This is a genomic window from Vibrio sp. KMM 9700, assembly GCF_058545285.1.
On record NZ_JBYCLI010000003.1, the window covers coordinates 45,715 to 60,539 of the forward strand.

Here is a 14,825-nt window from a genome sequence, read left to right on the forward strand (position 1 = left end):
GAATGAAAGAAAACGCATATGAGATGCCCTGGCGCAAGAACTATGAAGCCATGACAGCAGCCGGTTGGCTGGTTGGAGCCACTCAGGCCATTTTGCGCAATGAAGCCGTGATTATTATTGACCCTAAGGGAGACAAGGAACTTAAGGGTAATGCGCAGCGAGCCTGTATTGCCGCCGGTAGTCCTGAGCGCTTTGTGTATTTTCATCCGAGCTTTCCTGAGCATTCAGTACGCCTTAATCCCCTGAGAAACTTTAACCGGGGGTACTGAAATTGCTAGCCGAATTGCGGCCTTAATCCCATCCGAAACCGGTGCTGATCCACTTAAAGCCTTTGGCCAAATGGCACTGAATAACCTAGTGTAAAGTCTGTTGCTTACGTCACAACGTCCTGATCTGAAGACACTGAGGCGATTCTTGGAAGGTGGCCCAGAAGGCTTGGTAGTAAAAGCCGTCACGGCCTGGGGGGCAGGTGTATCCGAACTTTAGTGTGGAGATCAAGCGCTTTACCGAAAAGGCCAACACCTTGGCTAAACAAGCCATGGCGATGCTGCTTTTCTACTACGAACGCATTCAGCCCGTTGCCGCCAATACTGATTTAGAGGGGCTATTGAGTATGTTTGAGCATGACAGAACCCAGTATTCAAAGATGGTGGCCTCATTGATGCCGGTGCTCAATATGCTCACATCAAGTGAACTAGGTCCATTGCTATCACCGGTTGCAAACGATGTGGATGACAGCCGGTTAATTACGGATTCTGGCCGTATTATCAACAATGCCCAAGTGGTCTATATCAGGTTTGATTCATTGACCGACGCCATGGTGGGTAGCGTCATTGGTTCGTTGCTTTTATCCGACCTCACCGCAGTGGCCGGTGACCGCTATAACTATGGTGTTGAAAATCGCCCCGTAAATATCTTTATCGATGAGGCGGCGGAAGTCGTAAACGATCCCTTCATTCAACTGCTCAACAAAGGCCGCATTTAGCTTTACACAGGCTGCATAAGGCATCTGTCTGACAACACTTACTAGTAAAGAAATGCTCGCTCAGTGGCAGCAACATAACCCTCAGTTCAAGGAAGCCTGAAACCGACTAGCCTCATGCCTTGGCTTCAGTGCATTGCATTGCTTCGCGGACTATTTAACGGATACGTTCACGTTAGATGACCATGCCATTGAGGCACTGACTTGGACTGCCGCCAATGTTTTAACAGGGATTCACCTTTATGTCAGTGGTCATACGACGACAAAATGCCTTCAACAAGTAATTAAAGCCCGGATAATGACGACAACCCTTGCAGCCATGCTGGCCTGAGTAGAAGAAGATGTTTGGAAGCTATATTTAATGAGTTGTGTTTAGGGTTTGAAGCGTAACTAACAAAGTTCAACAATGAGGCAGATCATGTGCATCTGCTGATCGCAACATCCCCCAAGACATCAAGTGTTGCTAAACTAGTTAATTCACTTGAGACGACTAGTTCACGCAGAATACGTAGAGATTTTAATGATATAGCAGGGGTATTTAGTAAGAATATTCTTTGGAGTCGAAATTATTTTGCAGAAACATGTGGTGGAGCACCACTAACCGTACTCAAACAATACATTCAGCAACAGGATAGGATGGTAACATCGAAGTATGATATGAATATCTACATTATTCGCATCATTATTAGATTTGATTATAGCTTTTATTCGAATCATGTTATGATTTGAACTTGCTGTTATTTAAATCAAAAGGCGACAAAATGTGGATATGGCAACAAGCTAACTGGCCAAACTTTATCTGGGATGAAAAAGTCATTGAGCCCAAGTTACGAGACATTCGCTTTAACCAAGGGATGTTGTTGGGCAAAATGTCGAGCCAACCTAAAGACCAAAAGCAAAGTATGTTAGACACGCTATTAGCGAATATTATTCATTCGAGTGCCATTGAAGGTGAGAGGCTCAACGCTTTTTCTGTTCGCTCGTCGTTGGCTAATAAACTTGGTCTTTCTGAAGAAAAACCATTTCCAACCACTGAACGCACTGATGGCCTCGCAGAGATAATGTTAGATGCGGTGGAGAATTTAGACTCGGCGCTATCACTTGAGAGAATATTACAATGGCATAAACGACTATTTCCTGAGGGCTATACATTGTTCAACCCTTTTATAGGGGGGCAGTTACGCGGAGATGAGCCTATGCAGGTTGTGTCGGGTAGGATTGATAAGCCCACGGTACATTTTGAAGCACCGTGTCGAAATGTGCTTGAGCCTGAACTAGACGTGTTTATTCGCTGGTTTAATGACTCTCGTGAGGACCCAGCTTTAGACCCATTGCTTAGAGCTGCGATAACACATCTTTGGTTTGTGACTCTCCATCCTTTGGATGACGGCAATGGCAGGATCACCCGCTTACTCACTGATTTGGCACTGGCACAGGCTGAGCGTCAATCAGTCCGTTTCTATGCGATGTCAGTGGCGATTTTAGCGAACCGTAAGAGCTACTACGAAATATTAGAGCAATCCCAGAAAGGTGAGCTCGATATTACTGCGTGGCTAATTTGGTTTTTAAATACCTTAGGTGAAACACTCACCAATGTGCTCGAAGAAATCGACCAAACGATTTTTAAAACAAACTTCTGGCGAAATGTCGATCAAACGCAACTGTCCTCAGAACAAGTAAAAGTACTCAATCGAATGCTTGATGGAGATTTTGACCAAGGCATTAATACGTCGCAATACCATAAGGTGGCGAAAGTGAGTAAGCCAACCGCTTCTCGTCATTTAGCGGTCTTGGTCGAGATTGGTTGCTTGGTAAAAAGTGAAGCCGGGGGGAGGAGCACTCGTTATAAGCTCGCGCACTTGAGTTAAAAACAAAAACATTGGGAGAGTACTCTAATAGAACTAGCGACAGTTTTCAACTAGCTTAAGGTTTGCGTGTAAGTTTCCGTTCGCTTAGAGTAAATTCGCGACTTAGTTTATGGTATCCTCGTTCAATATTACCGGTAATGCCTTAGTTTTATGCCTGTTGGGGTTGGTGATAACCAAGCTCTATCGGCGCTTTCGTGATGGTCGCCCAGATGGTTTTATTCTTCACTCCATCTACTGGGCTGGAATGTTGCCTACCAAAGCTAAGACGATCCCTAACTTATTTATCAGGAGCTATCTGCCGTGAAGTTCGACGTGTTTTAAAATCATGGCAAGGCACGCAATTAGAGAACCGATGATAACGGTTCCTGAGAGCGTATCTAACTTGCTGCTTGCGGTAGCTGCATTTTCTCTCAATACCGTGGTTGCCATTCAACCACCAACTTTGTCAAACGGTTGAAGTGTCACGAAACCAAGTCAGAAACCAGCGCCGTTTTACTGGGCTCCTGATAATATTGACGGCTTTTCGCGTGAGAGGGGAGTCGTCATCTCACTCTGCGGACAACGATTTTTTTATATCGCAGATCCGTGCCGTGAATACTAAAGGATCAAACGACGATTCTTTGTAACCAATTTTTTTATAGAACAAGCCATCAAAGCTCTTTAGTCTGGACAAGATTTAAGAGGCAAAGATGGCTTCTTGACCCCTTTGATCAAAAAAATTACCGAAGCTGCTTTAAAAGCTGAGCTTTCGCATTATCTTAAACGTGATGATCAACCTAATCGCAAGAATGGTTTAACCAAGAAGACAGTCAAGTCTTCTGTATGAGCCTTTGAGCTTTATACTCCTCGTGATCATTTGAACCTCAACTTGTCAAAAATGTCACCAACAGTGCAAAAACGATCCACTTGGTCTGATCCAGTTTGAATAAAACTGGATGGTGATTATGTTAACCAAGGAGATTTTTGTGGACATTATTACTTTATATCGACAAGGAAAAAGCATGCGAGCAATCGCTCACGAGTTGAATATTTCACGGAGTATCGTCAAAAAATACATCATCAATCCCTCAATATAAAACAAGACTAATGACCAAGAGTAAATTTGGTCCTTATCAGCATTACCTTCATCAACGAATAGAAGCGGCGAAACCTCACTGGATACCTGCTTGTGTTCTTTTTCAAGAAATAAAAAACCAAGGCTATCCCGGAGGGTTAACCTTAGTGAGGAATTATGTGGCAAAATTTAAAGTCAATAAACTGGCTAAATTCATTTAAATCTTCAGGAGTTTTAATCTCTTTTATTACTTCTTTAGCGAAAGCTTCTAACTTCTTTTGTTCATATTCATATACCTATCCTTGACCTTATTAAAAGGTAGTCTGCTATCGGTAATTACACAAAGTTAGTTACAGTCTCCTTTTTCCATACAAGTATTATTACTTTAGAAGCTTTCTGATATTTGTGATTTGATGCTCTTGTTTAGGTGTAAGTTGCTGCTGTTCTAGCTGTGTATATGTTTTGTCGATACGGTTTTGTTGGCGTTTCTTTTGTCTTTCATTCTCTTCAATATTCGCTTTTAACCATTTATCTGTTTGTATCTGCATTTGATGAATAAGTTTTTCTACTTCAAGAGTATCTTTATACTTATTATATTCGTATTGCCAAGATTTAAGCCTACGGCCTTTTTTTATTTCATTAGGCTTATATAATCGGTAATCAATACCAACGTGATTTAATACGGAATGATTAAATGTTTGCTTTAATATCTGAGTGGCCTTTTTTTGCTGTAGTTCCTTTAATACTCGATTACCTACAACTTTACCAATCACAATATGAACATGATCACCACTCCCCTTAGTATCGCTCTGCATCTGTTGATGTAATACAGCTCGAATTTGTTTTTTATAAATATAAAATTCGTCTTTATTTAATTTGCATAGTTTTGATAGAGATATGCAGCAATCATTAACAATTAATTTCCACTGGTTTATAGTTGGTCTGTATCCTTTTGGTAATGTTAGACAATACTCTACCGCATAACTTGATAGCGGTCTTCCTCCTTTATTACTAGTAAGGCATTTATTTATTTTAAATAACTCACCAGATAGCGCTATACGTTTTGTTGTTAATTCATTACCAAATAATGAAACTATATTTTCTGTATATTTATGGTTGGAGTGGCTCTTTGATTTTAGGTAACTCTCCCTCATTATGACCCCATCGCTACCAAACTTTACTGTTTGAGTTATTACAGTCCAATTTTTTATCATATTTTAATTTAATATTAAAATATATGAAATATTTTTTCAAATAAATTAATATAAACTCTGATGACTTAATGGGTTTCCAGATAGGACAACTGCTTCGCTTGATGCTGTATACTGTAAAGAAGGGAAACCCTTCTTTACTACCCTTTAAAAGCATAAGGTTGATTAGTGTTATTGAAATGTTTATGTTTTAAATAAAATATGAGAAATGGATTCATAATAGAAACTAAATTTGAGGAGTTTAAAAACACACCAATAGAGAGTATTATTTTAAAAAGAATAATTAAATCCGGATTTATTACTGAAAGTGATATCCGAAATAAAACCAATACTTATTTGTGGGTAAAAAGAGTGATATCATATTGTTTGTATTCCTATAAATTAGATGATATTGCCGATAATGAATTGATAGATATTTCAATTCATAATTTAGATGCTCTGATAGAAAAACAAGAAGAGCAAATATATGGAATAATTAAAATGATATCAAAGAAAATTGTTTATTCTATTCCTAATTACAGTTTATATAAATAAAAATATTTGATATGTAGTTAATGGCTGATAATAATGTTACCTATAAGTAATATAATCATCATGACTGAAATTAACCTTATTGTTTGCAACGATTATATTTGTGATTTGGGAACATATCTTATACATAAATATATTATATTATTATAATATAATATAATGTGGAAAAGTTATATAATTCTCTTATCATATATACCTTAAAGCGATTTGCTTTTGTATTGTATCTTTTAGGGTGTCGTGGTCAATGAAAACTGGCCACGGTTTTAGTTCTTATCTAATATAATCGTTCTGATTCATTGGGAGTTAAACCAGCATTATGCTTATAAGGCCTGGTTAGTCAATGTAATAAACTATCGCACTATAACTAAATATATGTAAATAAAAAAGATAAATAAAAAACTTCATATCTGTCAAAACAGACTTAGCCATTAACAAATTCTGCCGAAGTCAACAAATCTCAATTTCGACATTTTATGCGAATAAAACCAAGCTATGCGCGTAACTTTCTCGTACTCGATTTGTACAAGCCAAGGTTGTACTCCAATCTTCTTACGTGATCGAATAGCACGTTCATACGTAAAAATACAAATATCACACTAAACACCCGCGTACTATATTTTTGTCTAGATCATTCAGATGATCGAGTAAGTATTCTGTGTAGTAAAGTGGCATTACGATATGCTATTTCTCTGTTGCTAGAGAGCCTTGAGTATCTGTAAGTTTGATTGTCTTGTGGGGGTTGCACTTCTCGATGTAGGATTGCAATGATTTCGCACGGGTTCGCTTACCCGCTTTTTACTTCTACAGGTACGATAGGACCTAGGTCATCAGCGATAATGAACTCTATTTCTGTTCTTGCATCTCCCCAAGAGAAGCTTGGTTCTATACCTAGTGCTGCGATCTCCTGTTGAACATAGTTCTCGGCGACATATCCTTTGTATTCATAGCCTTGCTGTTTGATTTCACGGTAACCAGTGCCGAGCATATGGTTCAATAGCCCTAAATCAAAGAGAAATAGTTTAATTGTATTTTCCTTCTGATAAGCAGCTAAAGGAGAACGAGGCTGTCCTTCAATAGGATGATTTTTTAAAGCAAGCCGACACTTGTGAAGCAATGTGATTGCACTTTCATATTCAGCATAGCGAGACTTGCGTTCGTGAACTCCCTTGAATTTAAACTGTTTCACGGAGTCGTCGAATACCGAAGATAGTTGAACGGTAATGCTTCGAAATACAGATTCGATTAGCTGTGCATCTACTTTTCCAGAATACTTCCCGAAATCACGCATATAGCCCTCAATTAAGCTCCTATGGACTTCAGGCACGGCTTCAATGCGTTCAATAATACTGAGTTTTGAGTTTTCAAACCATGAGTTTACGGCTTTAGGCATGCCGCCAACAAAATAATAGTCGGTCAGTAGTTCGATTAATTTTGTATGAGCCGCTGAAGAATTTAGCTTTTGGTCAAACGCTTTTTGCAGTGCCTTTTCTCCAGATGCCCACAATAGTGGCCGTAAATTGTGCTGCTCAACTTTTCCAACGGGAAAGGACGTGAGCAATCCGATATTTGAACAATTGGCAGCAACATAAGCTTTGGGGGGATTTTCTGCAAAGTACTTAAGAGAGGTGACTGCTCTTGAACATTCAGCAATTTCATTTTAAATAAGAAGATCTGTCGATGGTTCGAAGATTTCTCCTGTTAAGAGTTCAATGTTGGTGATGATGTCATCAGGGTCTAGAGAGCCTGAAAAATCTTCAATTAACTCAGGGCTTTCTAGGAAATCGATTCTTATGACATTTTCGAATGTACTTCCTAATAGTTCCTGTAATAGGAGTCTTTTTCCAGTCTGTCTAGCACCGTCAATCAGCAAAGGTTTCCTTGTCGGCTTGTTTTTCTAGGTGAGTAGTTTTTCAAGCAGTGTTCGTTTCATCTAGCCACCTCAGTTAAAGTGCTTATCTGGCCGATTGTTTATTACACAATAAATGAGCAATAAAATGCAAGTTATAACATTTTTATACGCGTAAAATTGTTTTTATCTATTTGTCATGTTAATACCTAACAGGTAGCTAGGCTTTCTGTGCTTTGTGGTCATACACGGTTTGTTTGGAACCAGGGAGGGCGGCACTGCATTGAATGTTAGGAGTAAGAAAGTAAATAAGAAGAACTTGCTTGGCTCAAGGAAGCCTACAGGATAACTTACAGCAAAAATTAAAAGATTTACATGGCGTTTGGATGCGTTGTTTTAATAAATCAATCGAGGCCAAAAAGCCTTTCTTTATCCACTTGAACGCATTAACTGGTTATGATCTAATCTAGATTATTCAAGTGACTTAAACCCGCATTAAAATAATGCCATTTATGTTAATTTTAAAAAAAAAGAGATACCCATGAGGAGGTATCTCTTTAAAAGTGCATATCCGGAATCTAATCGGATATGTAGAATATAGCACCTTATTAAAGAAATGTGAATGATTTAACATTTTATTTCCTGTGTGCAGTAAATGACCAACCATTAGAATAAATATTGACAACTCGGCTAGTTAAGTAATTTCTTACATCAACAGGGTAGGTTTGATCACCTCCTGCGTCATGGTTACCCCAAGTCATGACTGCACCATCATCTCTCAATGCAGCAAAAGAAGTTTTTGTAGCATAAATATTTTGAATACCGGTTAGCTGTCCCGAAACTAATGATGAATCTCCTCCGAACTCAGAAAATCCCCAAGTTACAACAGTCCCATCTTCTTTTAATGCAGCAAAAGATGTACCTGAAGTATAAACAGATTTCACATTGGTTAACAGTTTTGCAACATGTGAGGAATCAGCACCAACATTTTCACTAATGCCAAATTCGTCATATATAATAAGATCTTCCCCCCAAGTAACTACTTGACCGTTTTCGATGATAGCGGCAAAAGCAAGATCTCCAGCTACAATTGTTCGAACATTTACTAATTTGTCTACAACAGATAAGAAACTATTATAATATTCATTAGGGTTAGCATTATAGCCACCACCCCAAGTGACAACAGTTCCATCTTTTTTTAAGGCTACAAATGAGTCTATGGTTGAATATATTGTCTTCACATTGGCTAATTGTTCTTTAACAGATGAAGAATCCCCCCCCCAATTGGCTAATCCCCAGGTGACCACTGTCCCATCTTCTTTTAATGCAGCAAATGCGTTAAGAGTTGAATATATTGTTCTCACATTCGTTAACAGCCCTTCAACAGATGAAGAATCACCTCCCCAATTGGCTAACCCCCAAGTGACAACAGTTCCATCTTCTCTTAGCGCAGCAAATGATTTGGATGCTGGGTAGATAGCCTTTACATTGGTTAATTGTGCTTGTACAGATGAAGAGTTACCACCAGCATTCAATGCCCCCCAAGTGACAACAGTTCCATCTTCTTTCAATGCTGCAAAAGATGATGATGTTGAATATACTGTCTTCACATTTTTTAACTGTCCTTTTACAGAGGAAGAGTCACCACCATAATCGGATAACCCCCAAGTCACAATTGTGCCATCTTCTTTCAATGCAGCAAATGCATCTTCAGTATGAAAAATATCTTTCACATTGGTTAGCTGTGCTTTTACAGGAGAAGAATCGCCCCCTACATAATAATTCCCCCACGTTACTACAGTCCCATCATTTTTTAATGCAGCGTAACTCCTAGCATTAGCATATATCGCTTTGATGTTCGTTAATTCTCCTGTAACAGATGAAGAGTCGCCTCCGTAACTAGGATCCCCCCAAGTTACAATTTCAGGACCAATCAAATCACTAGGGACTCCTGTTAAGTTCACATTGTCACTGATGCTGCTACCCTTTAAGTTAACCGTCGCAGTAATTACCGATGGACCTTCTAGAACACCTGTAACTTGTCCTTTGTTCGCAATATCATTTGAAACTGAAACGATATCTGAGTCATGGGATCGCCAACTTAATAATGGTTCTCTTGTCACATCGACAATAGAACCATCAGTCATAGTAGCCAAAGCAGTAAAGCCTAAGTTACCATTTACTGGTACTTTGGCTTCTTTAGGAGTAACATTTAAAGAAGCAATCGCTGCATCTGTTATGGTTATCTCTGCAGTCGCGCTTAAACTTTGGTTATTGAATGTATGAGTAGCCGTAACGGTAATAGGAGATACTTGTGTTTTTATCCCTTTAAACATACCTTTTCGCATTTGCTCATTTGAAATACTTGCTACTGAAGTGTCACTTATAGACCAAGTTAATGTAGGTTCTTTTGTGACATTGAACAAGCTACCGTCACTAAATGATGCAGTGGCAATAAAAGTCCATGTTAAGCCAAGTGGAATCGATTTAACGCTCGGAGTGATAGACAATGACGTTATTACTGAGTCCGTAACCGTTATAGTCGCAACACCGCTAAATGGTTTACCGTCATAAATACCTGAAGCCTCTATTTCAACTTTCCCAGGCTGAAGGCTTATTAATTGTCCTTTATTCACACCATCATTCGATATCGTTGCAATATTTTCATTAACGACACGCCATGAGATTTGTGGATCTCTTGTCACATTTAACGCTGTACCATCGGATAGTGTTATGATCGCTGTAAAGTTTGCAGTGAGTCCCATAGGTATTGTTTTTGTTTCAGGTAAGATAGAGAAAGTCTCTAAACTTGCTTTGGACACTGTGACTATACTTGAATCTTTATATAGAACGTCATCTTCCATGATGGATGCGGTTACTTCTACTTCACCATCCGTAACCCCCGTAACTAAACCATTCTCATCAACAGTTGCTATAGCTTCATTTTCTGAAGACCATATTAATTGATTATTCTGTGTTATATTCTTTACAGAATCATCACTAAATACACCGTTCGCTATTAATTGCTCTGTCATAGAAGCAGGAATAGTTACAGCTTTCGGAGTTACGACTAATTCTGTCAGCGTAATGTTTGATTTTGAGCTAGCACGACCTGAATTCCCCCCTAACTCCTTATTATTGTGATTACTGTCTTCACCACAAGCTGTTAATAAAAGTACACATGCACTAAAGAAAAGAATATTCTTAGTATAATGAATTATATTTCTCATTTTATACGTATCCTATAAAATTCGTAAATTTATTAAAAAGTGATACTCTCAAAGTAAGGAGAATCAAAATAGGTATAATATAATGTACCCCTTAAAGTAAATTAGCTTATAAAGTATTAATTGCCGTCTATTAACTAACAGGTAATCGGCACTTACTCTATCTTCGTTAAAACCTAATGCATTATTTTCATCATGAGCTCAACTAACTCCACCACCAATATAAACATTATTATCTTGAATGGAGATATTGGATGGATCGTTTTATGAGTAGTTGTAAAAACAAATACATATTGATATATGATTTACTTATAATTTATAAACAGGAGACATAATACGTGTAAAGTTATATCTTTAGAGTGATCTACATCACATTATCAAAAACTATAAAACAGTGTTTCTTTTTTTGGAATACCAATTCGTATACTTATAAATCAAATTAATATTAATTTTAGAAAAAATTAAAGCATTTAACTTAATGGTGCATTATTGTTGTTTAACAGCATACGTTGGTTTTCATTTTTCTGTTAATGTAACAATTTATATCAACTGTAAATCTATAATTGAATACTATTTCCGTATTTTTCAGGGAGTAACCGCTCCAAATGTATTGATACTCTCCCTCATCTATGCGATTGCGCGACTCCGAACGAGAGTCTTGTAATGATGTAACTTGCATCTATTGTAGTGATGCGCTACATTGTGTAAAATAATTTTATTTTATTAAGGAGAACAATCATGGCTACTGCTAGCGTACGTATTGATCAAGATTTATTTGATAAAGCCACGATTATGGCGAAAGCATTAAATCGCACCACGCCAAAACAAATTGAGCATTGGGCTAAAATAGGGGAAATGATGGAGGATAACCCTGATCTACCTTACGAGTTTGTAAAGCAAGCAATCATTGCAAAAGCTGAGAAAGAAGCTGGTAAATTAGAGGCCTATTCGTTTGACTAAAATCATAAATATTTTGCAAACACCGAGTTTCAAAAAAACGGTTAATAAAATGAATAAAAATCAAAAGGATGATTTGGATAACGTGATTAGGATTCTTTTAGAAGATCCTTATTTAGGTGAGCAAAAAAAAGGTGACTTATCATTTCTGCGTGTATACAAGTTCAAAATGGCAAAGCAGCTTACATTATTAGGCTATAGCGATGAAGACGGTACAGTTACCTTAGAGTTAATGGCTATAGGATCTCATGAAAACTTCTACCGTGATATGAAGAAAATCTATTAACTTACATGAAAGTTAACTTTTAACATATTAAAGATTAATTCGCTATCTGGCACATTCGTGCCCTGCGCCATAACGAGGCTGTAGAATATTCCCATCGCCTTTTTGTGCTTTATTTCACCACAATATCCGCCGCTTGAACGCATTAACTGGTTATGATCTAATCTAGATTATTCAACTAAACATGCCACTATGCCAAAATTCAAACCTGAACATTCAAAATATTTTAAATTACTAATGAGCATGCACAACCCTCCTCACCCTGGTGAGGTTATCCGCGATATTTATATGGACCCTTTGATTATAATTGTAAAGTAATTAGATGCATCGCTATTTTTGTCGCTCTATTGGACATGATTCAAAGTTAATTTCAACTCGCTTATCTTTAACGTGACACTGTAACTAAATATCTTATGATCAATTCATCGATAAATCGCTGCATTAGCTATATTATGATATAATTTCTCAACCGTAGAGAATTAGACTTCCATACGGTTGAGAGTTATTTTTAAAAATCTAAAAGGGTGTTACCATTCTTGTTAGAAGATAAATCAATGTATGTGACACTGTAACTGTTTCTTGAAATAAAAATTGGCGGTAAATTATGGCGACAAATTTAATTCATACATTTGACGATAAAATCAATAAATTGCGTCCTCATCAGCTGCGAGAGCTCACTAAACTGCCGCTTTCGGATTCAGATCAAGATATCGCTGCGCATTTGGCAAAAAAGTTCTTAGCTGAACTGAAAGAAACTCAAGGAGGGTTATCGCAATCATCTTGGGAAAAACTGATGAATCGCTGGTTTATATTTGCGAAGTATTGTAATGAAAATAATGTTAGTTATTTGCCTACTGACCATGAAACTATTTTAAATTTTTTAAGATTTAAAGGTGGCAAACTACATCGTAATTCAATGAAAGGTTATGTGTGGGCGATTAACTTTATTCATTATCATGCTGGGTATCAGAAGCCTTGTTCCGATATAACCATTACTGCTTTATTGAAAAAACATGCACATGAAGAAGTTGAAAAAGGCATTGAAATTAAGCAGGCAACGCCATTAACATTAAAAGATTTACGATTGATAAATCAACATTTTAAATACTCAGATAGAGTGGTTGATGCACGTGACGTGGCTCTTGTTAATCTAACATATTGCTGCTTATTACGTTATTCAGAAATGCACAAAATTAAAATTGGACATATCAATTTTAAGACAAAACGACTAAAAATACCGTCAAGTAAAACAAATAAATCAGGTAAACCAGAATACGCACCAATCAATGACTCTACATTAGAAAAAATAAAAAAATACACTGAGTTAGCACAAATAAATTTAACAAATATTGACACGTTTTTGTTTCGACCAGCAACTAAATATAATAAGCTAATGCGCACAAATCGAAAACTTGCCTATAATTCAGTTATAGACATTTATAAGCGGCTTTTTGTCATTTGTGAAGACTATCATCCTAATGATGCCTGTTTTACCACGCACTCACCACGAGTGGGGGCTTGTCAGTATTATTGGGAGAATGATTACAGTATCCAAGAGATCTTAAAGCTTGGCCGTTGGACCAATATCGAAACAGCGCATCGCTATGGTCATGGTTATGATTTGAAACATGATATAGTAAATGACATACAGTACTAACGAGGTGATTATATGATCAAAAATAATGAAAAACTTCAAAATGCTTTAAACGAACTCTTCAAAATATGTGAGGAAGATAACATTAATATTGGTATCTCATTGGCGAAAAAAAATACATTGGTGTCGTATACTCTAGAAGAAAATGAATCCACTGAGTCATTTAAAAATATCATACAAATGATGAAATCAGATGGAATATTAGATCATTTTATTATGGATATTAATACAAAAAAATACCAGAATGATTATTCACCTTTTGATGATCAAGATCTTGATCTAGAAGATAAAATTATTTTTACAACGCCTGAAGGTATACTACACTAAAAATGGTTACATAGATTCGATGTATTTTATGATTCAATGTAAATTTTTAATTGCTTATTCATTGCATAAAAGCTCAGAGATAAATGAAAAATTTCCGATTTATCAATAAAAATTCAGTCAACATTAGGTAATAGAATAGATTCATCTTCTGCCGAACATATTGATAATATCAATTTGAACAAGAGCAGGCTGAAAAAGAGGCTATTCAATCTTATCAAGCGGCATTATATAGTGATAATAATGATCCATTTTATGGTAACCCAAATGGAAAGCATGTTGTCATTAAATTTGCTGATTATAACTGCGGATTCTGTAAACGTATGTCTCCAATTTTAAAAGAATTTGTCCGTAGTGACCCTAAAGCAAAGGTAGTTGTTAAAGAGTATCCTACTTTTACCAACCAACATCAGCCTACTCGGGTCTTATGGGATTAATTACATCTGAGCAATATATTAACTATATACTCCGATGTTGAATGCTCAACATATAACACGTGAGTTTGTTGATCAAACAGTTACAAGTCTGGGTGTGAGTCGCGATGATATAAATAAATACCTTGATCAAGCTACTGAACACCTAGAACGTACTCGTTCTCTAGGAGCGCGACTTAACATAACAGGGACACCTACAATGTTTGCAGCCGGTCAGGTTTTTAATGGCGGTATAACAGCACAACAAATATCGGCTATGTTTTAGCTGACATATTAAAAAACAAAAGTTATTAAAGTATATTGCTGATATTTCTTGGTTGAGCTTCATCTTAAAACTTGACTATATTGACTTAGAGATAATTAGTTATAGTGCGTTATGATTAATGTATAGGTTTAGAATATAAATCATCTGTGACAGCGTAACAAGATAAGATAAAACGTTCTGCTTTGTGCT

At 37.0% G+C, this 14,825-nt stretch carries 13 protein-coding genes and 5 pseudogenes; 15 read left to right on the plus strand and 3 right to left on the minus strand.

The genetic code is table 11. The features are described from left to right. Positions 1 to 80: 80 nt before the first annotated feature. The 8 genes and pseudogenes from AC2VOY_RS16010 to AC2VOY_RS16045 all read left to right on the plus strand — a co-directional run. Positions 81 to 979, plus strand: a pseudogene (locus AC2VOY_RS16010) (P-loop NTPase family protein); the annotation flags it as partial. Between the two features lie 58 nt (positions 980 to 1,037). Next, positions 1,038 to 1,313 (plus strand): annotated as a pseudogene (locus AC2VOY_RS16015) (hypothetical protein). Positions 1,314 to 1,402: 89 nt separating this feature from the next. Further along, the gene (locus AC2VOY_RS16020) at positions 1,403 to 1,711 is read left to right on the plus strand and encodes an IS200/IS605 family transposase (RefSeq protein WP_491834239.1); all 309 of its coding nucleotides are present in this window, start codon (positions 1,403 to 1,405) and stop codon (positions 1,709 to 1,711) included. A 32-nt stretch (positions 1,712 to 1,743) separates the two neighbouring features. Beyond that, on the plus strand, positions 1,744 to 2,850 hold the full coding sequence (locus AC2VOY_RS16025) for a Fic family protein (RefSeq protein ID WP_491834240.1): 1,107 nt from the start codon (positions 1,744 to 1,746) through the stop codon (positions 2,848 to 2,850). Positions 2,851 to 2,959: 109 nt separating this feature from the next. Continuing rightward, complete coding sequence (locus AC2VOY_RS16030) at positions 2,960 to 3,154, plus strand: type IV conjugative transfer system protein TraL (protein WP_491834241.1); 195 nt, start codon at positions 2,960 to 2,962, stop codon at positions 3,152 to 3,154. Then, positions 3,151 to 3,323: pseudogene (locus AC2VOY_RS16035) on the plus strand (TraE/TraK family type IV conjugative transfer system protein); the annotation flags it as partial. The gene AC2VOY_RS16030 and the pseudogene AC2VOY_RS16035, both read left to right, overlap by 4 nt. Before the next feature lie 164 nt (positions 3,324 to 3,487). After that, positions 3,488 to 3,673 (plus strand): annotated as a pseudogene (locus AC2VOY_RS16040) (IS256 family transposase); the annotation flags it as partial. Between the two features lie 178 nt (positions 3,674 to 3,851). Then, positions 3,852 to 3,926: a hypothetical protein gene (locus AC2VOY_RS16045; protein WP_491834248.1), complete on the plus strand. Its 75-nt coding sequence runs from the start codon at positions 3,852 to 3,854 to the stop codon at positions 3,924 to 3,926. Positions 3,927 to 4,284: 358 nt separating this feature from the next. On the opposite strand, the gene AC2VOY_RS16050 is transcribed toward AC2VOY_RS16045, so the two are convergent. After that, entirely contained in the window at positions 4,285 to 5,118 is an 834-nt protein-coding gene (locus AC2VOY_RS16050) for a hypothetical protein (protein ID WP_491834242.1), read from the minus strand. Positions 5,119 to 5,316: 198 nt separating this feature from the next. Here AC2VOY_RS16050 and AC2VOY_RS16055 point away from each other — a divergent pair, with 198 nt between their 5' ends. After that, positions 5,317 to 5,649 carry a hypothetical protein gene (locus tag AC2VOY_RS16055; RefSeq protein ID WP_491834243.1) on the plus strand — a complete coding sequence of 111 codons (333 nt, stop codon included), beginning with the start codon at positions 5,317 to 5,319 and terminating at the stop codon, positions 5,647 to 5,649. A gap of 588 nt (positions 5,650 to 6,237) precedes the next feature. Here the strand turns inward: AC2VOY_RS16055 and AC2VOY_RS16060 are convergent. Both AC2VOY_RS16060 and AC2VOY_RS16065 read right to left on the minus strand, forming a co-directional pair. Further along, positions 6,238 to 7,516 (minus strand): annotated as a pseudogene (locus AC2VOY_RS16060) (ATP-binding protein). A 611-nt stretch (positions 7,517 to 8,127) separates the two neighbouring features. Next, a complete protein-coding gene (locus AC2VOY_RS16065; RefSeq protein ID WP_491834165.1) occupies positions 8,128 to 10,722 on the minus strand; it encodes an Ig-like domain-containing protein in 2,595 nt (864 codons plus the stop codon). Between the two features lie 735 nt (positions 10,723 to 11,457). On the opposite strand from AC2VOY_RS16065, the gene AC2VOY_RS16070 reads away from it, so the two are divergent. From AC2VOY_RS16070 to AC2VOY_RS16095, 6 genes are all read left to right on the plus strand, one after another. Further along, complete coding sequence (locus tag AC2VOY_RS16070; RefSeq protein WP_491833776.1) at positions 11,458 to 11,679, plus strand: TA system antitoxin ParD family protein; 222 nt, start codon at positions 11,458 to 11,460, stop codon at positions 11,677 to 11,679. Continuing rightward, complete coding sequence (locus AC2VOY_RS16075; protein WP_491834166.1) at positions 11,672 to 11,962, plus strand: type II toxin-antitoxin system RelE/ParE family toxin; 291 nt, start codon at positions 11,672 to 11,674, stop codon at positions 11,960 to 11,962. The genes AC2VOY_RS16070 and AC2VOY_RS16075 overlap by 8 nt, the downstream gene beginning before the upstream one ends. A gap of 601 nt (positions 11,963 to 12,563) precedes the next feature. Continuing rightward, positions 12,564 to 13,616: a tyrosine-type recombinase/integrase gene (locus tag AC2VOY_RS16080; protein WP_491834167.1), complete on the plus strand. Its 1,053-nt coding sequence runs from the start codon at positions 12,564 to 12,566 to the stop codon at positions 13,614 to 13,616. Positions 13,617 to 13,628: 12 nt separating this feature from the next. Next, the gene (locus tag AC2VOY_RS16085; RefSeq protein ID WP_491834168.1) at positions 13,629 to 13,940 is read left to right on the plus strand and encodes a hypothetical protein; all 312 of its coding nucleotides are present in this window, start codon (positions 13,629 to 13,631) and stop codon (positions 13,938 to 13,940) included. Positions 13,941 to 14,221: 281 nt separating this feature from the next. Then, entirely contained in the window at positions 14,222 to 14,374 is a 153-nt protein-coding gene (locus AC2VOY_RS16090) for a hypothetical protein (RefSeq protein ID WP_491834250.1), read from the plus strand. Between the two features lie 34 nt (positions 14,375 to 14,408). Next, complete coding sequence (locus tag AC2VOY_RS16095; RefSeq protein WP_491834169.1) at positions 14,409 to 14,636, plus strand: DsbA family protein; 228 nt, start codon at positions 14,409 to 14,411, stop codon at positions 14,634 to 14,636. Positions 14,637 to 14,825 lie beyond the last annotated feature (189 nt).